This is a genomic window from Exiguobacterium sp. SH0S1 (genome assembly GCF_004337165.1).
In the GTDB taxonomy this organism is placed as follows: Bacteria; Bacillota; Bacilli; order Exiguobacteriales; family Exiguobacteriaceae; genus Exiguobacterium; species Exiguobacterium aurantiacum_A.
Map to the genome: position 1 here is coordinate 305,947 of NZ_SJVC01000002.1, position 17,535 is coordinate 323,481.

The 17,535-nt window shown below is 53.6% G+C and carries 21 protein-coding genes; 10 read left to right on the forward strand and 11 right to left on the reverse strand.

Going from position 1 to position 17,535, the window contains the following annotated elements; all coding sequences use genetic code 11:
• The first annotated feature begins 114 nt into the window (after positions 1-114).
• Positions 115-762, forward strand: coding sequence for a TVP38/TMEM64 family protein (locus EVJ20_RS08270; protein WP_131507877.1), 648 nt, complete (start codon positions 115-117; stop codon positions 760-762).
• 89 nt (positions 763-851) lie between these two features.
• Here EVJ20_RS08270 and EVJ20_RS15165 read toward each other — a convergent pair whose 3' ends face one another.
• Together EVJ20_RS15165 and EVJ20_RS08275 are read right to left on the reverse strand one after the other, a co-directional pair.
• On the reverse strand, positions 852-1,025 hold the full coding sequence (locus tag EVJ20_RS15165; protein WP_161568103.1) for a hypothetical protein: 174 nt from the start codon (positions 1,023-1,025) through the stop codon (positions 852-854).
• Positions 1,026-1,249: 224 nt separating this feature from the next.
• The gene (locus EVJ20_RS08275) at positions 1,250-2,113 is read right to left on the reverse strand and encodes an SDR family oxidoreductase (protein WP_131490208.1); all 864 of its coding nucleotides are present in this window, start codon (positions 2,111-2,113) and stop codon (positions 1,250-1,252) included.
• A 237-nt stretch (positions 2,114-2,350) separates the two neighbouring features.
• On the opposite strand from EVJ20_RS08275, the gene EVJ20_RS08280 reads away from it, so the two are divergent.
• The 4 genes from EVJ20_RS08280 to EVJ20_RS08290 all read left to right on the forward strand — a co-directional run bounded on the left by EVJ20_RS08280 (position 2,351) and on the right by EVJ20_RS08290 (position 4,912).
• Positions 2,351-2,539, forward strand: coding sequence for a CsbD family protein (locus tag EVJ20_RS08280; protein WP_131490209.1), 189 nt, complete (start codon positions 2,351-2,353; stop codon positions 2,537-2,539).
• Between the two features lie 200 nt (positions 2,540-2,739).
• Positions 2,740-3,660, forward strand: a complete 921-nt coding sequence (locus tag EVJ20_RS08285) for a TerC family protein (RefSeq protein WP_131507879.1) — start codon at positions 2,740-2,742, stop codon at positions 3,658-3,660.
• Positions 3,661-3,755: 95 nt separating this feature from the next.
• Positions 3,756-3,929 carry a hypothetical protein gene (locus tag EVJ20_RS15225; RefSeq protein WP_201740016.1) on the forward strand — a complete coding sequence of 58 codons (174 nt, stop codon included), beginning with the start codon at positions 3,756-3,758 and terminating at the stop codon, positions 3,927-3,929.
• Between the two features lie 266 nt (positions 3,930-4,195).
• Entirely contained in the window at positions 4,196-4,912 is a 717-nt protein-coding gene (locus tag EVJ20_RS08290; RefSeq protein ID WP_071398313.1) for a peptidoglycan DD-metalloendopeptidase family protein, read from the forward strand.
• A gap of 40 nt (positions 4,913-4,952) precedes the next feature.
• On the opposite strand, the gene EVJ20_RS08295 is transcribed toward EVJ20_RS08290, so the two are convergent.
• On the reverse strand, positions 4,953-5,816 hold the full coding sequence (locus EVJ20_RS08295) for an SDR family oxidoreductase (RefSeq protein WP_236636317.1): 864 nt from the start codon (positions 5,814-5,816) through the stop codon (positions 4,953-4,955).
• 178 nt (positions 5,817-5,994) lie between these two features.
• On the opposite strand from EVJ20_RS08295, the gene EVJ20_RS08300 reads away from it, so the two are divergent.
• Entirely contained in the window at positions 5,995-7,122 is a 1,128-nt protein-coding gene (locus tag EVJ20_RS08300) for a sensor histidine kinase (RefSeq protein WP_236636320.1), read from the forward strand.
• 41 nt (positions 7,123-7,163) lie between these two features.
• Here EVJ20_RS08300 and EVJ20_RS08305 read toward each other — a convergent pair whose 3' ends face one another.
• Positions 7,164-8,606, reverse strand: a complete 1,443-nt coding sequence (locus EVJ20_RS08305; RefSeq protein ID WP_131464521.1) for a carbon starvation CstA family protein — start codon at positions 8,604-8,606, stop codon at positions 7,164-7,166.
• 245 nt (positions 8,607-8,851) lie between these two features.
• Here EVJ20_RS08305 and EVJ20_RS15230 point away from each other — a divergent pair, with 245 nt between their 5' ends.
• From EVJ20_RS15230 to EVJ20_RS08310, 3 genes are all read left to right on the forward strand, one after another.
• Positions 8,852-8,998, forward strand: coding sequence for a hypothetical protein (locus tag EVJ20_RS15230; RefSeq protein WP_167615672.1), 147 nt, complete (start codon positions 8,852-8,854; stop codon positions 8,996-8,998).
• A 49-nt stretch (positions 8,999-9,047) separates the two neighbouring features.
• A complete protein-coding gene (locus EVJ20_RS15170; protein WP_161567338.1) occupies positions 9,048-9,200 on the forward strand; it encodes a hypothetical protein in 153 nt (50 codons plus the stop codon).
• Positions 9,201-9,291: 91 nt separating this feature from the next.
• The gene (locus tag EVJ20_RS08310) at positions 9,292-9,639 is read left to right on the forward strand and encodes a hypothetical protein (RefSeq protein WP_131507883.1); all 348 of its coding nucleotides are present in this window, start codon (positions 9,292-9,294) and stop codon (positions 9,637-9,639) included.
• A gap of 51 nt (positions 9,640-9,690) precedes the next feature.
• Here the strand turns inward: EVJ20_RS08310 and EVJ20_RS08315 are convergent, their stop codons facing one another.
• The 7 genes from EVJ20_RS08315 to EVJ20_RS08345 all read right to left on the reverse strand — a co-directional run bounded on the left by EVJ20_RS08315 (position 9,691) and on the right by EVJ20_RS08345 (position 16,771).
• A complete protein-coding gene (locus EVJ20_RS08315; RefSeq protein ID WP_131507886.1) occupies positions 9,691-10,419 on the reverse strand; it encodes a glycerophosphodiester phosphodiesterase in 729 nt (242 codons plus the stop codon).
• The gene (locus EVJ20_RS08320) at positions 10,382-11,689 is read right to left on the reverse strand and encodes an ABC transporter substrate-binding protein (RefSeq protein WP_131464550.1); all 1,308 of its coding nucleotides are present in this window, start codon (positions 11,687-11,689) and stop codon (positions 10,382-10,384) included. The genes EVJ20_RS08315 and EVJ20_RS08320 overlap by 38 nt, the downstream gene beginning before the upstream one ends.
• 15 nt (positions 11,690-11,704) lie before the next feature.
• Complete coding sequence (locus tag EVJ20_RS08325) at positions 11,705-12,514, reverse strand: carbohydrate ABC transporter permease (RefSeq protein ID WP_131464553.1); 810 nt, start codon at positions 12,512-12,514, stop codon at positions 11,705-11,707.
• Positions 12,511-13,416 carry a carbohydrate ABC transporter permease gene (locus EVJ20_RS08330; protein WP_131507888.1) on the reverse strand — a complete coding sequence of 302 codons (906 nt, stop codon included), beginning with the start codon at positions 13,414-13,416 and terminating at the stop codon, positions 12,511-12,513. Before EVJ20_RS08330 ends, EVJ20_RS08325 begins: the two co-directional genes overlap by 4 nt.
• On the reverse strand, positions 13,413-14,504 hold the full coding sequence (locus EVJ20_RS08335) for an ABC transporter ATP-binding protein (protein ID WP_070328149.1): 1,092 nt from the start codon (positions 14,502-14,504) through the stop codon (positions 13,413-13,415). The genes EVJ20_RS08330 and EVJ20_RS08335 overlap by 4 nt, the downstream gene beginning before the upstream one ends.
• Positions 14,501-15,088, reverse strand: a complete 588-nt coding sequence (locus EVJ20_RS08340) for a glycerol-3-phosphate responsive antiterminator (RefSeq protein WP_131464556.1) — start codon at positions 15,086-15,088, stop codon at positions 14,501-14,503. Before EVJ20_RS08340 ends, EVJ20_RS08335 begins: the two co-directional genes overlap by 4 nt.
• A 201-nt stretch (positions 15,089-15,289) precedes the next feature.
• Entirely contained in the window at positions 15,290-16,771 is a 1,482-nt protein-coding gene (locus EVJ20_RS08345; protein ID WP_131464559.1) for a cryptochrome/photolyase family protein, read from the reverse strand.
• A 75-nt stretch (positions 16,772-16,846) separates the two neighbouring features.
• Here EVJ20_RS08345 and EVJ20_RS08350 point away from each other — a divergent pair, with 75 nt between their 5' ends.
• Positions 16,847-17,476: a class I SAM-dependent methyltransferase gene (locus EVJ20_RS08350; RefSeq protein ID WP_131507890.1), complete on the forward strand. Its 630-nt coding sequence runs from the start codon at positions 16,847-16,849 to the stop codon at positions 17,474-17,476.
• Positions 17,477-17,535 lie beyond the last annotated feature (59 nt).

Below are 17,535 nucleotides of genomic sequence, written 5' to 3' on the forward strand. Positions count from 1 at the left end.
ATTATACGATTCATCAGCACATTGATCGCATGTTTGTAAGCTGTCTCACCTTCATTTCAATAAAAAATGCGATACGATGAACAAAAGAAAATCGATTCGAAAGGAATGATTCCCGTGCCGCGCCCGCTCAAAATCAGTCTCTTGCTCGCCGTGTTCGGGAGTATCTTCTATATCACGCATTTTCATTACGAACTCCGCCCGTCCGACATCCGCGACGTCGTCTTGTCGTTCGGTTGGTGGGGACCGGTCATCTTCTTCCTCATCTACGCGATCGGACCGATCGTGTTCTTGCCGACGTCGGTCTTATCGCTCGGAGCCGGCCTCGCGTTCGGTGTCTGGCCGGGCGTCCTGTATATTCTGTTCGGAGCGACGGCTGCCGCCGTGACCGGCTACGTCATGGCGCGCTTGTTCGGACGCTCCGTGCTCAAGGTCGAGAACTATCCGTGGTCGGAAAAGCTGTTCACGCAGATGGAGCAGCGCGGGTTTTTATACGTGTTCGTACTCCGGCTCATCCCGCTCGTCAGCTTCGATCTTCTCAGCTACGCGGGCGGGATTGCCAAGGTTCGCTTCAGGTCATTTATTCTCGCGACCGTGCTCGGGATGATCCCCGGTACACTCGCCTATAGCTTTTTAGGGGCAAGCCTCGCTTCAGGGAGCGTGACGACGGTCTTCGTCGCCGCCCTCGTCTTCGTCAGTTTGATCGGCATCACATATTACTTCCGGGAGCCGGTGAAACGGTGGCTCGGGCTCACTTCGAACTAGAGCACGTTAGAAGACGCGACCGGTCAACTTGAGTCCCGGACCAACTAAAAAACAGGCCGCGAATTTTGGATTCGCGGTCTGTTTTTTAGTTAACGGCTGAAGAAAGAGATTTTTGCAGTCGATCGAATGACGAGCATCGTCACAAACATGAGGATGGCCGTGACTTTGAAGCCCATATCCCCAATCACATTGAATTCATATCTTAATCCGAAAAGTAAGAGCAATCCGAGGACAACTCCCATTAAAAACATCATGTTTTTCATACAATCACTCCCCCTATGAACGAGATGATATTTACCAGTTCTTGCATATTTACGCTTTCGATTATCCATTAATTGTTAGTATACATGCTATGTCGGACGTAGGGACAAATATGTGAGGATCCATCACTAGCATTCATCAAAAAACGTCACGTTTTCGAAATCGAGAACGTGACGTTGTCATTTGTAATCTGGTCAGAAAGACGAAGCATCCCGTCCTGTAGTTGTTATGCTAACGCGGTGACGAGCTTTTGAAGCGCCTCTTTGAGCGGCGTCACCGGACGACCGAGCACCAATTCAAAGTCATTTGATTCGACTTCGAGTGACCCGTTGCGGATACTATCTTGAATGCCGACAACAATCGGAATCGCACCTTCCGGCACACCGGCACCGCGCATGACGTCGGCGTACGCCTCAGCACTAACTTCTTGGAGTTTGACCTCACGGCCGAGTACGTCACTGAGCGCTTCGACGAGTTCAGCTTGCGTGTGGAGCGGACCCGATAGTTCGAAGATATCTTGTTCGAAATCATCTGCCATGAGGACGTTCGCAATCGCTTCGGCGTAGTCTTGTTGCAGCGCCCAACCGACTTTCCCGTCACGGGCCGCTGTCACCCAAGGGGCACCGGCGAGCACGCCTTGAATGCCACCGAGCTCGTTCTCTAAGTACCAGTTGTTGCGCAGGAATGCGTGTGGGATCCCGGTTCGTTCGATCGCCCCTTCCGTCTCGACGTGCGGCGGTGCCATGAGATTTTGACTCTCTGTCGCATCGGCGAGGCTCGTATAGGCGATGAACTTGACCCCGGCCCGCTTCGCTGCTTCGACCGCGTTCGCATGTTGACGGATACGGGTGTCGTTATCCCCGTCCGCTGAGATAATCAGCAATCTTTCAACGCCGCGGAACGCCGTATCGAGCGTCTCTCGTTTGTCAAAGTCTCCGTGACGTACATCGACGCCTTTCGCTTTCAGCGCTTCCGCTTTCTCCGGGTTACGGACACTGACCGCAAGTTCGCTCGCCGGTATCGACTCGAGCAATACCTCGACGATTTTTGATCCGAGTTTCCCCGTCGCACCTGTGACTAAGTATTTCATGATTCATTTCCTCCTTTTCAATTTGTAGTCGAGTCAGTTACACCTGCTGTATTTGTCACTTGGTTGTTCCCTGTTAAGCTGAGAGTGTAACCATTCTGCTTACATGATTGTTCCGGAGGTGGTGGCCAATGACGATTAGAAGTCATTAAAACAAGTTCTAATGACCTCAAAAGTTTAGATTGGTGCAAATTCGGTTATATTATCTATATAGATTTCAAACGAGGAGGAATTAGACACATGTCTGAACATAAAAAAAACGGTAAGTATGACCGTATCATCGATCAAGTTGCGGCCAAGGCGAAAGAAGTCACCGGAAAGATGAACGATGATAAAACTACCGGTCAACGAAGCGGCGATGGACACTCTAACTCTTTGACGGACAAAGTCAAAGGCGCCTTCAACCAATTTCAAAAGCGCAAAAAATAAGACGAAGGGCTTCCTAGCAAAACAGCTAAGAAGCCCTTTTAATGCGATTCTGTCATTTTCCAGCCCTTTCCATAGTTCCAATAGGTCCGATTTCTCCTCTCTTTGTTTTATTACGAAATACGAATTCTCTTTACTTTAAGTTCATATGAACTTATTATAATGATATCAAGTTCACTTGAACCTATAATGAGGAAAAATTGTTGACCCTACTCATCGCCTTTTTGGCTCTCATCATCTTCATGCTCGCGCTTGACCTCGGGGTGTTCCACCGCAAGGCACACGAAGTCTCGCTCCGTGAGGCATGGACATGGACATTCGTCTGGATCGGGATTGCCATCGCTTTCGGCGGTTGGTTGTTCTACTCGCAAGGCAGCACGGTCGCGACCGAATATGCGAGCGTCTACTTCATCGAAAAGGCACTCGCCATCGATAACGTGTTCGTCTTCTCGCTCGTCTTCGCCTATTTCGCGATCCCGCTCAAGTATCAGCATAAAGTGTTGTTCTGGGGCATCCTCGGTGCGATTCTCTTCCGGGCCATCTTCATCGTCGCCGGTGTGTCGCTTCTCGAGAACTTCGGTTGGGTCTATTACGTGTTCGGCGCTTTCCTCGTCTATACGGGCTGGATGATGTTCAAAAATATCGGCAAGGATGAGTCGCTCGAGGACAACAAGACGATCAACTGGTTGAAAAACCACTTGCCGCTCACGCAAGACATGTCGTCCGGGAAATTCACGAAGCGGATCAACGGCAAGTTATTCTTCACACCGCTCTTCATCGCTTTGATCTTTATCGAGCTGTCGGACATCGTCTTCGCCGTCGACTCGGTCGCAGCAAGCTTCGCCTACTCGCGTGACCCGTATATCATCTTCTACGCGAACATCATGGCGATCCTTGGACTTCGTAGTCTCTACTTCGTCCTCGCCAACTTGATCGATCGCTTCTACTACTTGAAGCACGGGCTCAGCTTCATGCTCGTCTTCATCGGGACGAAGATGATTTTCGGTGACGTCTACAAGATGCCGATCTGGATGTCGCTCGGCGCGATCGTGCTCGTCATCTTGATCAGCGTCGTTTACAGCTTCTACAAAACGAAACCAAATTCACAGGAGAACGTATCATAAAGAGATACGTGCTAGCCCGCTCTTTAAAACAGGTGTATCTCGTCTCAAATTTGGGTACTTGATAAGTCTAGCAAACAAAGAAAAGGTGGTTATCAATGTTTGACCGTATGGGTGATGTGAGTATCGGACTCGTCTTCGGGATCGTGTTGATGTTACTATTCAACAATCTTTGGGGACTTGGAGTCGGCGTGATGTTAGGACTCGTTTTCCTCGTCGCACCGCGCTCGACAAACCGCCGTACTAAAAAATATATGCCGCAAATACACTAAGCCGAGGCGCCCGCCTCGGCTTTTTTCATATTCGCTCAGTTTCATGCACATGACATGCGACGCTCCATCTCCTAGGTGATTCAAGCCTCAGATGAACTACTGCAACTTATTGTTTTACCCTGTATGCAAAAGTAAAATGTCAATATATTTTTTTGAAATATAAATGACATATTTAATTATATTTTTTGATGGTAAAATTCCTAAAGAAGGTTAAGAAAAACATCGTTCCGTCGCCCTGTTAACTGACCGAAAGGATTTACCAAAAAATGAAAAAACAATTAATGACAATTACTCTCGGCGCACTTCTCGTTTCCGGTTTGACGCTTCAAACGTCAACACCGGTAGAAGCAGCCACTTCTTATAAAGTCAAAATCACAACGAACAGCTTGAACGTGCGGACGGGTCCATCGACCGCCTACAAAAAGGTCGGCAGCGCCAAGCTCGGTCAATCGTTCACGTATCTAGGGGCGACCGGCTCATGGACGAAAATCAATTACAACGGCAGCACGAAATATGTAGCGAGTACATATGTCAAAAAATATAGCGGTACGGCGTTACAAACGGCCACGGCAGCTAAATTCATCATGCCGGCGCAAGGCAGATTGTCGCAAGGGTATGGCCCGGCGAGCGGAAAGTACGGTTACACGTTCCATAACGGCATCGACATCGCAGCTGCCAAAGGGACACCGATCCAAGCGGCCGCTTCCGGTCAAGTCATCGTCGCCCGTAACTATGGCGCCTACGGGAACCACGTCATGATCTCGCATACGATCAACGGCCAAGCGTACACGAGCGTCTATGCCCACATGGATCGGTTGAACGTCGTCAAAGGCCAATCGATTTCGAAAGGCGCGAACATCGGGACGATCGGGAATACCGGCAACTCGTTCGGGAGCCACCTCCACTTCGAGATCCATAAAAACAAGTACGTCTATAGCGGCTCGACAGCCGCCAACAGCGTCAACCCGTATACGTTATTCTAAAAAATACACCTTCATCCGCTAAAGGATGAAGGTGTATTTTTTAGTGCCGGAACGTATCTACGTGATCACGTGCGAACGCAGCAAACGAACGCGGCTTCTCCCCGGTCAACCGTTCAAAGTCGTCCGTCACCGCCTTCGCCGTCCCGAGCCGTGTCATGAGGTAGAGCGCCATCGTCACATTCACATACGCTGGATCCAGGCCACGTTCCTGAATATAGTGTGAGCGATAGCGCAGCATGCTAGGCTTGGCGTACGTGATGCGCCGCCCGGTCAGAATCGTCAATTGGTTGGCGATGTCGACATAATCGAGCGCCTCGGGTCCGGTGAGCGTATAGGCCGTGTTGCGATGTGACTCCGGGTCGGCCAAGACGTGCGCGATCGCCTTGCCGATATCCTCGGCGTCGATGAAGCTGACTTGACTGTTACCGGCCGGGATGAAGATCTCGTCGTCTTGACGGATCTCCTCGGCGTGGACGCCGGTCACGTTCTGCATGAAGAAACCTGGCCGGATATGAACGGATGGAACACCTGACTGCTCGATGTACTTCTCGATCTTATAGTGTGGCGGGAACGGATTCGTCTCGACGCCCATGAGTGAAAGAAAGGCGACGAGTCGAATCGAACGTTCGGCCATCGCCTCAATGAACGGAACGAACACGTCCGCGTCCCCGATCTGTGGCGGACGCATCAAAAAGACGCGATCGACCCCGTCGAGCGCCGCTTCGTACGTGTCCGGGTTTTCAAAATCGAGTTCGACGTGTCGTGCCGCCGTCGGGAAGCGCCGCTGCAGCTCGTCCACCCTGCTCCCGGCCGCGACGACAGCTTCCCCTCGATTCTCTAAATACTTCACAACGTATTGTCCGACGTTCCCGGTCGCACCAGTCACTAAAATCGCTTGCTTCATCATATCCCCTCCTCTTCTCATTGTCGTATAGCCCCGTCTGTTTGTGTTTGAACAATTTGTGCCGACCGTCCCAATTTCCTCTCATTTTTAGGTAGGTCCATGGACTATATAGGGAAATACTGCACAATGTCGTATAATAGAGACAAATCAATCGACATCGTAGAGAGGAGGCCGACGCATGGACCGAAACCGATTTTATCGTTCATCCGCAAGGCACGGCCGAACACGTCCAAAACGAGCCATCCCGAACTATTCAACACGACGCCTGCCGCACTCTCCCATCGCTTCGCTCATCGAGGAAGTGCAGGATGCCGTCTGTTATATCGATTTTACCCGCAACCACCTGTATACGAACCAACCGCTCCGTGCTTTCTGTCCGTCGCTGACGACGCGGCGCTTCACCGATTTCGAGACCTTGAGCCGCTTCCTCCATGACGTGTTCGAACGGAACGGGGCCGACCCGATCGCCGTGACGTCTTTTTGGGAAGAATTGCTCGACAATCGCTTCGGCTGCTGTCCGAGTATGGAACCCCACTACTTTCAACTCGGCGACCGGACGCTGCAACTCATCTTGAACTTCACCCACACCCCGCGCGGCGTGTTCATCCTCTGGCGCGACGAGACCGAAGCGCGCCGGTTCGAGGAGCAGAAAGACTCATTTTTGGCCGAGCTGTCGCATGAGTTCCGCTCCCCGCTCACCGCCATCAGCGGCTACACCGAACTGCTCATGTACCAACATAGCGATCATGAGAAGACGCACGGCATGCTGACGCTCGTGAAGCGAGAAGCGGAGCGGCTCGAACGGCTCGTCGATAACTTCCTCGACTATCAACGCGTCAACTACTCCGCGGAATTGCTGACGCTGTCGACGTTCGCACTCAAACCGGTTCTTGAAGGCATTGTCGCCCACTATGAGACGACATCCCCGAATCACCAGGTCGTCTTGTCCACTTGCGACGCGACGATCGAGGCCGACCAGGAGAAGTTGTTGCAGCTGCTTCACAACTTGATCGGCAACGCCATCAAGTATTCACCGAAAGGCGGGACGATCCGGATCACGGGCTCGATGGACGATACGACGCTCGTCTTGTCCGTCCGTGACCCAGGCATCGGTATCCCTCCTGAGTCCATCCCTTACATCTTTGACGAGTACTACCGGGTCGACTCCGACTCCCACCGTCCGATCAAAGGGACCGGGCTCGGCCTGCGCATCTGCAAACGGATCGCCGAGGCGCACGGTTGGGGCATCCACGCCGACTCCGTGTACGGAGAAGGGACGACGTTCTCAATTTACTTATATGACTGATCAACAAAGGGGCCCGGCAATGTATGCCAGGCCCCTGTTTGTTATGCGGCTTTTCGAACCGGTGCGTCGCACTCGAGATCTTGGGCGCGCATCGCTTTGGCGTGCTTGAAGAACAAGAAGAACAATGTCACCGTCCCGACCGTCGCGATGACGTACGGAATGACCCCATCCATCTTGAAGCCGATCGGCGCCGTCAAGATATAGAACCAGACCGCATACAGCATGAACGTCCCCGGGACGAGCGCGATCCAGTAGTTGCGTCCTTTGATGTACAAGTACGTCGCCCCGACGAACAAGGCGATAACCGCCGTCGTCTGGTTGGCCCAGTTGAAATATTGCCAGAGGAGACGGAAGTCGACTTTCGTCAAGATGAACGAGATGACGAACAACGGGAGTGCGATCCAAAGGCGTGATGCGAACTTCTTCTGCGCGATCTTCATGTAGTCGGCGATGATCATCCGGGCGCTACGGAACGCCGTGTCACCTGACGTGATCGGCAAGACGATGACACCGAGGATGGCGAGCGTGCCGCCGATGCTGCCGAGCATGAGCGTTGCCACTTCTTGGACGACGAGCGCCGGTGTGCCGGCGTTGATCATCGCGAGCAGTTGACCCGGTTCGAAGATCGCCATCGCGGCCGCTGCCCAGATCATGGCGATGACGGCCTCGACGATCATCATGCCGTAGAAGATGCTGCGACCATTGCTTTCTTTCATCGTCGTCCGCGAGATGATCGGCGACTGCGTCGCGTGGAATCCTGAAAGCGCGCCGCACGAGATTGTGAAGAACAAGAGCGGCCAGATCGGCAAGCCGTCCGGGTGCATGTTCGTGAACGTCATCTCAGGGACCTGATAGCCTTGGGCGAACAGGCTGACGGCGATGCCGACGGCGCTGATCAACAAGAGCGCCCCGAAGAACGGGTAGATGCGCCCGATGATCTTATCGACAGGTAAGAGCGTCGCCAAAATGTAGTAGCCGAAGATGGCGAGGAGCACCCAGGCGAGCGTCGACGCGTTACCGTCGAACAAGTTGTTGATCATGTTGGCCGGTGACGTAACGAACACCGTCCCGACAAGCAGTAGCAACAAGAGCGCGAACCCGTTGACGACGTGGCGGAGCGAGCGGCCGAGGAACTTCTCGGCGAGCTGCGGCAAGTGTGCGCCGTTGTTCCGGAGCGAGATCATCCCGGTCAAGTAGTCGTGTACCGCCCCGGCAAAGATTGACCCGACGACAATCCAAAGGAATGCGACCGGACCGTAGAGTGCTCCCATGATCGGACCGAAGATCGGACCGACACCGGCGATGTTCAACAGTTGGATCATCGAGTTACGTTTTTTTCCCATCGGTACATAGTCGACACCGTCCTGAGACGCATAGGCGGGCGTCGTCCGCTCTTCCTTGATGCCGAACGTCTTCTCGACGTAACGGCCGTAGACGAGGTACCCGACCAATAGTAATCCTAGTGCGATAAAAAATGTAATCATCTTCTCTTCCTCCTATAATATGACCCATGTATGATTTCTTATTGTGAAGTTTATCACAATTAAAATATAACAGGCTTTCCTATGGATGGATAGATGTAATTGCTCACTATTTCACATGAAAATAACAATGTTCATTTTTTAGACAAACGTTGCTGTTGAGCCATTTTTATGAAAACGGTTACTTTTAGAATGAATCATTCCGCTTCCGGGAACAGTCAAAGAGAGACACAGAAAGGATGAATCAAATGAAACGACAACGTGGATATTTAGCACTACCGGTCGCCGTCGCCTTTATTCTCATCTTCGGACTGTTGTTCGACAACTGGTGGCTCGGTATCGGGATCGGCATCGCGATGTTTTTCGCGTTCCAAGGGACGAAGAAGAAAGCGTGAAACTTTTTGAGGCGACACTCGTAGAAACTGGGCAAAGGAGGAGTTCTCCATGTCCAACAAACAGACGACGGGCAGCTATGCCTTTCCGCTTGCACTCGGCGTCGGCGTCACGTTTGCGATTGCTCTCGACAACTATCTTCTCGGGCTTGCCCTCGGGGTCGGTCTGTATTTTGCATTTAGCGATTCACCAAAGAAAACATGACACCGACCGCCTCATTGAGCGAGCTTTGTCATGTTTATCCATGGCTCGTGCGGTAGCAGTTGATCGATCTCATTAAGGAAGGCCGATGTAGATGACATCTAAAAAAACATTACCCAAGTTTCAAATCGCTTTTGCTTTACTGATTTTGGGAGGAGTACTTTTTCTTCTACATGAGGTATATCAGCGAGAAACTTTTTTGAATGAAACGTTACATGACCATTTTTCGATCGAGAAGAACGCCTATGACGTCGAGTTCAGCATTAATCAATTTGGATACTTGTATCGTTTGAAATTCGAAGACGAAAAGAGAGTCGAATATGAATTTTTCGTCAAAACCAATCCGGACAATGAGTATGTCGTCACCTATTACGGACATAACTCCAAAGGCGATTCACCTTTGAGAGAAGATGAATTCACCACTTTGAACACAGGATACTAAATTTACATCTGTTAAGAGAGTTTCAATAAGAAAATGACTGAGGTATATACTTCAGCGATGCGACCTCGATTGAAACCGCTCGACCTCGTCCGTCATGATAGCATCGACACCAGTCATGTCCGGCAGCTCGTTCGGGTCGTTGATCGTATATAGTCGAATCAAGCGATTCTGTTCCCGAAGCGTCGTCCAGTCTCTCGTCCAGAGAAATTCCGGTTGGGCATGAACGGCCTCGGCCCCAATCCGCTCGATGAAATCAACCAAGCCTGGATGCCCGTCCACCGTTAAAACGGCGATCCTCGCTTCTCGGGCGATATCTCGTAACCGGATGAGCGTATCCGGATTGAATGACGAGAAGACGACACGTTGCTCGAGCTTGAACTCGGTGACAGCGAGCCATGTGAGATATTCAATCCCGTCATAATCGAATCGGTCCGTCTTCAGTTCGATATTGAGCGTGACATCGGACGGTTCAATTAATGAGAGTACTTCTTCGAGCGTCGGGATTCGTTCCCCGCTCTCAGTGCTTAGCAAGCGGATCTGCCGGAGCGTCATGTCTTTGACGTAGCCGCTCCCGTCTGTCGTCCGGTCGACCGTCTCGTCATGGATTACGACGAGGCGGCCGTCTTTTGAGAGCTGGACATCGAGCTCGATGCCTTCGGCGTAAGGCAGCGCCGCTTGAAACGCCGCCAACGTATTTTCCGGATACTTGGCGCTATAGCCGCGATGGGCATAAATCAACACGTCACTGCCCCAAGGTGGAAGTCGTCTCGTCGGCCGCACGCTTCAACGCGTCCTCGACCGACACGCCTTGGTATAAGCTCTCCATCGCATTGACGACGCTCTGACGCGACTGTGGGAACGTCGAGATGAGCGCGCCTTGTGTCGCCGGGGACGCCTTCGTCTCGCTCAATTGATCGACCGTCACTTTTAGCTGTGGGTACTCGGCCCACATCTCTTCGACAATCGGTTCGTTGTAAGCGTCCGGGTTGATGGCGAAGTACCCCGTCTCGACGTGCCACTTGGCCTGTGCTTCTTTCGAGGCGGCATACTTCATGAACTCCCATGCGCCTTGCTTCGTCTCATCGGCGATACCGTCCCCCATCCAGAGCGAGGCGCCACCGATGACGACCCCTTCACGGTCTGCTTCGTCTGGTACCGGCAAGTACGAGGCGCCGACTTCAAACGACGCATTGTCCGCGACCGTACGAATTCCAGCCGATGAGTCGAGATACATCGCGACTTTCCCAGACTGGAAAGCGGCGCGCATGTCGTCCCAGTTTTGTCCGACATTTAGGAACGTCTTCTCGTCGTACATGTCTTTGATCAAGTTGAAGGCGTTCTGACCTTCTTCGCCGTCGAACACCGCTTTTGTCGGCGCCCCACTGCGGCCGTTGTCGTTGTCGACGTAAAGACCGCCTTGCGCGGCGACGAGCTGTTCGAAGAACCAGCCGTAGTTGAGCATCGTGAAACCGGTCTGGTCATCGGTCGTGAGCGCCTTCGCCGCTTGCTTCAACTCATCATACGTTCGTGGCGCCTTCTCCGGATCGAGTCCCGCTTTTTTAAAGGCGTCCTTGTTGTAGATGAGCACCGGTGTCGACGAGTTGAACGGCATCGAGTATTGCTTGCCGTCGACTTGGTAATAGCTCAAGATGTTCTCTTCCCAGACGCTCGTATCGAAGTCTTCTTTGTCGATGAACTCTTGCACCGGCGTGATCTTGTTCGTGTCGATCATATACTTCGTCCCGACCTCGAACGTCTGCATGATGGCCGGCGCGTCCGTCGAACCGGCGACGGCGTTAAATTTGGTGAGTGCCTCTTCATACGTCCCCTGGAACACTGGTTTCACTTCGTAATCCTCCTGCGACTCGTTGAAGGCGTCGACCTGATTGTTTAGCGCCGTCTCTAGGTCCCCGCTCATCGCGTGCCAAAACACGACCTCTGTCTTCCCGTCTTCTGTCGTCGACGCTTCCGTCGCCGCCTCTTCGCTACCGCATGCCCCGAGTAATAATAGCGAACTAGTCAATCCTGCGAATAGTGCTTTCTTCTTCATCGTACATTCCCCCTATTATTTGATCGCACCTTGCGTCAATCCTTCTTGCAACTGTTTTTGTCCAGCGAATAACAGCATCAGCGTCGGGATGATGATCAAGATGACCGCGGCCATGACGACACCCCAGTCCGATGCCACTTCGTTCGACTGCATCTGTTTAATCCCGATTTGAACCGTTCGAGCCTGCTCCGTGTTCGTGACGAGGAGCGGCCATAAGTACATGTTCCATGTCGTCAAAAAACTGTAGACCGACAACGTGACGAGCGGCGTCTTCGACACCGGTAAGACGATATTCCAAAAGAAACGGAAGCGGCTGACCCCGGCGATTTGTGACGCCTCATACATCTCGTGCGGGATCGTCTTGAACTGTTGCCGAAGCAGGAACGTCCCGAACGCAAGCGCGAAGAACGGGACCGACAGCCCCCATACCGAGTTCAACCACCCGAGTGACTGGATCGTCAAGAAGTTCGGCACCATCGTCGCTTCCCACGGCACCATCATCGTCGCGAGGAAGAGCATGAAGATAATCCCTTTCCCCTTGAAGTCGATGAAGACGAACGCGAACGCAGCAAGGCTCGACAAGACGACTTGTCCGACCATGACGAAAAGCGCAACGACGAGACTGTTCCACAAATACGTCAACAGCGGCAGGCGCTCGAACGCCGCGACGTAGTTCGCGAACGACGCCTCACGTGGGAACAAGTGACCGTTCAATACTTCGCCGCCGTCCATCAAACTGATCGAGAACGCGTAGGCGATCGGGAACAGCATGACGAGCGTACTCAAGACGAGGAGCGTATACGTGACTACTTTCCGAAGCGTCATTGGTAATGCACCTTCCTTTCGACGAGCTTGAACTGGAGCCACGTCAAGAGCAGCACCGTGACGAACAAGAGCACCGCCTGGGCGCTCGCCCCACCGACGTTATAGTTGATGAACGCGTCCTTGTAGATGGCGTAGACGATGACGTTCGTCGAATTCGTCGGACCGCCTTTCGTCAGTAGATCGATCTGTCCGAACGTCTGGAACGCGTTGATGAGCGAAATGATACCGACGAAGAAGAGCGTCGGTGACAGCATCGGAATCGTGATTGACCGAAGCTGCGTCCCGTAACTCGTCCCAGCGATGTCCGCGCTCTCGTACAGCGTCCGGTCGATATTTTGCAGTCCCCCGAGGATGATTAAAAATGTGAAACCGATGTTCATCCAGACGGTCGCGAGCGATACCGACAGGAGTGCATACTGCGGGTCAAGTAGCCACTGTACCCCACTCGCCCCGACCGCTTCTAAGAAACGGTTGAAGATGCCGATCGACGGATTGTACATAAACATCCAAATGACCGATGATGCCGCGACGCTCATCCCCATCGTCGCCGAGAACGCCGGCCGGAAGAAACCGATACCGCGTAGTTTCTCATTAGCGAGCAGCGCTAACCCTAGCGCGATGATGATTGTGAGCGGAACGGTCAACAGAACGAAGCCGACCGTCGCTTGGATGCTTTGCCAAAACGAGGCGCTCGTGAACAGTTTCGCGTAGTGCTCACCCCCGACGAAGCTGAGCGGCGTCCCCTGCGTATCGGTCCGAAAAAAGCTCAAGTAGATCGTCCGGAACAACGGATAGACGAGGAAGATGCCAAACAGCGCAATCGAGGGCGATAAATATAAGATCCCGGCCGCTGCGTCCGAGAGGCGTGCCCGGACTCTCTGTTTCGGCAACGCGACCGTCATTGGAACACCTCCAGCGCCTCGAACAGTTTCGGTTGCCGTGGCTCGATGCGATCGCCGGCCGTATCAAAGAGCGACATTTGTTTCGGATCGACGTAACAAGCGATCTTCTCCCCGATCGAGAGCGGCCACTGTCCAGGCCATTTGGCGAGCCATTCGGTCCCGCCCATATCGAACGCAAGAATCGTTTCGGTGCCGAGCACCTCGATGTTCTTCAGTTCGGCATAAAACGTCACCGTCTCCCCGGCCGGTGTGATTTGTTCCGGCCGAATACCGAGCGTTGCCACATCGTGTTTCGTCACCGTATTCGGATGGAAGAGACGTCCATCCGAGGCAATCCAGCCTTTCTCCGCCCGTTTTACCTCGGTCAAGTTCATCGGCGGCGAGCCGATGAACGAGGCGACGAACGTATTGGCCGGTTTGTTGTACAAATCGAGCGGCTTGCCGACTTGTTGGACTTCCCCGTCGTTCAATAACATCATCCGGTCGGCCATCGTCATCGCCTCGACTTGGTCGTGTGTGACGTAAATCATCGTCAAGTTCAGCTTGCGTTGCAGCTGGCGGATCTCCGAACGCATTTTGGCCCGAAGCTTGGCGTCAAGGTTCGAGAGCGGCTCGTCCATGAGGCAGATTGGCGCCTCGGTGACGATAGCCCGGGCCAGTGCGACCCGTTGCCGCTGCCCACCCGAGAGCTGGCGCGGCTTGCGCTTCAAATAGTCGGTCAGACCGAGTGTCTCGGCCGCCGCATCGCACCGTTCGCGCTGCTCGAGCTTCGTGAGTCCTTTCGTATGTAGGCCGAATGTGATATTTTTCTCGACCGTCATATGCGGGTAGAGCGCATAGTTTTGGAATACCATCGACAGTTGCCGCTCGCTTGGCTTCAGCTCGTTCGCAGCGACGCCGTCAATCCGGAGTGTCCCGCTCGTGATCGACTCGAGACCGGCGATCATCCGGAGCATCGTGCTCTTGCCGCAACCCGACGGTCCGACGAGCGCGAAAAATTCGCCCGGCTCAATCGTGACGTCGATGCCGCGGATGACCTCGGTGTCCCCGTATGATTTTTTGAGGTCTTGCAGTTGGATCGACTTCATGCCATTTCCTCCTTCGTCGCGTGTGACGCCCATAGCCGCTCGTCCCCTGTCGAGACGGCGAACGCCCCATGTGACAACGCTTGGTGGACTTCGATCGGTTTACGAATCATCCCACCCGTCACGATTGGGAGTGAGACGCTACCGGCGACATGTTCGATTACGCTCGGGATGAGACCGGGCATGAGTTCGAGTGCGTCCGGCTGTTGATCGTTCGCCATCTTGATGCCTGAGGTGACGGCGTCCGAGTCGACGAGGAATAAGCGTTGCACCGTCATCAGCCCAGCTCGTTTGGCGTGTTGGATGACCGATGCTTTCGTCGTGACGATACCGTCGGCGCCGACCCGTTTCGCCAAATAGTCGATGCCGTCGCGGTCGAGGCTGATGCCGTTGATTCGTTCGGCGTGCAGGAACACGGTCCGGTTCTCCCGCTTCAAATGCGCGACATACCGGTCGAGCGTGCTGAGCGTGCCCATCATAAGGAACGTCGTCGTGACGTCCGATTGCAGGAACTTCTCGAGCTGTTTTGGCGACTTGATCGATGCGATCATCTTCTCTCGTCCAATCGTGCGAATTGTTGGATTCATTTGATTCACCCTTTCCTAGAAAAAAAGACCAACAGAAACATGACGTCACGGACGTATGGGCTTCTGTTGGTCTCTCGAATGTTCTACCGAATGCTATTCACTTTGGATTGAGGGGTCTCACAAGTCATATCGTACCGAACGATTGTAAAGTGTCCGTGAACGCTCTGCAAAATTTCATTAAGGAAACGTAAAAAAACCGATTCACGGGGAATCGGTCAATGTTTGTCGCGCCTTCGCCAAGATGTCGGCTTTGACGTCGTCGTCACGCCCTTGCCAGTTGCGGACCATCATCTTCATACGTTGGTTGTTCGAGAAGCGTTCCTCGTGCTTGTCGATGAAGTTCCAGTACAGGGCGTTGAACGGACAGGCGTCAGCCTCGGTCGTATGTTTCGGGTTATACTTACAGCCTTTGCAATAGTCGCTCATCCGGTCGATGTATTTGCCCGAGGCGATGTACGGCTTCGTCGCAAGACGTCCCCCGTCAGCGTGAAGCGCCATGCCGAGCACGTTCGGCAACACGACCCAGTCGTAGGCGTCGATATACATCTCGTTGAACCAGTCGCTCGTCTGTTGCGGCGAGATTTCGAACAGCGTCGCATAGTTACCGAGCACCATCAGCCGCTGGATGTGATGGTTGTGCGCTCGCTCGACGACCGGTTTCAAGCTCTCGTGCATACAGTTCAGGTCCGTGTCCGCGTCCCAAAACAAGCCAGGTAAGTCACGCTCGTGGTTGAACGTGTTCACGTCTCGATAGTCGGGCATCAACGCCACATAGACGGCGCGCATGTATTCCCGCCAGCCGAGGATTTGGCGGACGAACCCTTCGACTGAAGCAAGGGGCGCGTCGGTCGCGCATGCCGCCTCGATGACTTCGTGCGGGGTCAGCAGTCCGACATTGATCGCCGCCGACAATAGACTGTGCGACATCTCCGGGTTTTCGGTCAACATCGCATCCTGATACGGACCGAACGTCTCGAGCCGCTCGTCGACGAAACGTTTGAGTGCTCGCCTTGCCTCGTCCCGCGTCACCGGCCAAGCGAACGGTTCGATTTGTCCGGGGTGGTCGGAAAACGTCGTCTCGACTTTTCGGATGACGTCTGTCGTGATGGCGTCAGGTCGGAAGTGGATGGCCGGTGGGAACGTGAGCCCGGACTTTGGCGGCTGGCGATTGTCCGCGTCGAACGACCATTTGCCGCCTTTTGCCTTCCCGTCTTCGAGCAACACGTCAAACTGTTTGCGCATATGACGGTAGAACCGGTCCATCCGCCACGGCTCGCTGCCGAGCGTGTCGACGGCCTCTTGCTTCGTTAAATAGAAGAGCGGTACGTCCGTATGTTCGATGAGCTCGTGCTGGTCTCCGAACTGCTTCAGCTTCCGCTCCATCGGCTCATCGGTGACGGCCGTGTAGTGAATCGCATCGGGATTGAAGCGGCTGAAGTGATCGTCCCACGCGTCTTGGAACGAGTCGGCCTCGTGATAGTCGACGGTGAAGCCGCGCTCGCGTAACTCCTCGGCGAAATGTCGCATCGCCGAGAAGATGAGGACGAGTTTTTGTTTATGATACTTCCGCCACATCGCCCGTGACGTCGCCTCGATCATGACGATGACGTCGTCGGCTTTGACGTGGTCGAGCATCTCGAGGTCGTGTGATAACTGATTGCCGAAAATCCAAAATGAGCGCACGGATTCATCCCCTCTCTGATTTTTGATTGTGCTACACTAAATTTACATCTGCCTCATTTAGAAAGGAATGGTTCGATGCGCCCGAAGCGTCTGCAAACATGGATCGACAGCCAATACGAGAACCCGCGCGGCATCGTCGGGACGTATATCGGCGAGAAGATGGTCCGCCAACACCGGGTAGAAGTCGACTGGACGATTGAACAGTTGGCGGTTCAGCCGGGCGACCGCATCCTAGACCTCGGTTGCGGGGCCGGTGATGCGATCGCACAAATGCTTCGTAGCTTTGATGAGGTGCACGTGACCGGGCTCGACCGTTCCCCGACCATCGTCCGCTCGGCCTCAAAACGAAATCGAGCGGCCTTGCAAGCAGGGCGAGCCGAGGTCGTCGAAGGCGACCTCGAGACACTCCCGTTTCCGGAAGGGAGTTTCAATCACGTCTTCAGCATCCATACGCTCTACTTCTGGGACGACATGTCCACGGTACTTGCCGAGATTGAACGCGTCTTAACCCCAGGCGGGTCGTTCATCATCACGTACTGTGACGGGAAAGGCGACGTGACCTGGGACGGGATCACGACGCTCGTCCGGGAACAGTTCATCCCTTCCGCCAAGACTCTCGGTATGACAGACGTCTCTGATCAGCGCGGACCTGATTCTCGCGATTATCGTACGGTCGCGGTGAGTGGACGCAAAACGCAATCCTAATTGAGCAACCCATCTCACAACAACAGCCCCTTTCTTTATTCGTTATAAAGAAAGGGGCT